Source organism: Vibrio sp. 1727, assembly GCF_033344415.1.
GTDB classification, from domain to species: Bacteria; Pseudomonadota; Gammaproteobacteria; order Enterobacterales; family Vibrionaceae; genus Vibrio; species Vibrio alginolyticus.
In genome coordinates this window covers 1-876 of record NZ_JAWPOT010000139.1, presented here as the reverse complement: position 1 = coordinate 876, position 876 = coordinate 1, and the positions used below count along the sequence as shown (strand labels likewise).

At 48.7% G+C, this 876-nt stretch carries 2 protein-coding genes; both read right to left on the bottom strand.

Translation table 11 applies throughout. The annotated features are described in order from the left end of the window. On the bottom strand, positions 1-519 hold a 519-nt coding region (locus tag R8O10_RS24355; protein ID WP_318191837.1), incomplete at its 3' end, for a response regulator. Position 520: 1 nt separating this feature from the next. Beyond that, a partial coding sequence (locus tag R8O10_RS24350) for a sensor histidine kinase (RefSeq protein WP_412035173.1) occupies positions 521-876 on the bottom strand: 356 nt, incomplete at its 5' end.

The window sequence follows — 876 nt, the reverse complement described above, 5'->3', positions numbered from 1 at the left end:
ATCAGACGTCGCGATGAGATGAATATCGTCACCTTGCGTGGCTTTAATCCACTGTAAGTATTGCGGTGTTTGAGGCGCAGACAACTGTTGCAGTTGTTCCAACAAACTATTCATCTGAACATGGCTGTTGTCGCTTCCTCGTTGGCTGAGTCGAGCTTTGACTCGTTCACAGGTCGTCTGCAAACGAGCGTCGGAAATGGGTTTGAGCAGGTAATCTGCCGCGTTTTGCTCAAACGCTTTAATGGCATAGTCATCATAAGCAGTAACAAACACGATCAAAGGCGGGTTGGCCAAACGATTGAGTTTTTGCGCCAAACTCATGCCATCTAACACGGGCATACGAATATCGAGAAAGGCAATATCAGGTTGGCTTTGCTCAATGGCGAGCAAGGCTTGTTCGCCATCAGCTACCTTGGCAACGATGTCCAACTCCGGCCACACTTCCGCGAGGCTTTTGTCGAGATGATGCCGCAATAACGGCTCATCATCGGCGATAATGGCAGTAAACCCTGTATTCATTTCACTGTTCCTTACTTGTCATTGGCCAACTCAAACGCACACTCACACCACCTTCGGAAGATTCACTGATCGACACCTGACCTTTGCCAGCAAATAAGGCATCCACACGCTGTTTAAGGTTACTCCATCCAACCCCCGAACCAGAGCGATTGCTGACGTGACTCAACCCCACGCCAGTGTCTTTCACTTCAATTTGCAACAGCTGCTTCTCTTGCTTTATCAGCAATTGGCCTTCGCCACCTTCACGTTTTGGCTCGATGCCGTGAATAATGGCGTTCTCTACCAAAGGTTGCAGCATCATCGGAGGCAACTCTGTATTTCCTAACCCTTCTTGCACCTCGATTGTGTAACTTAAGC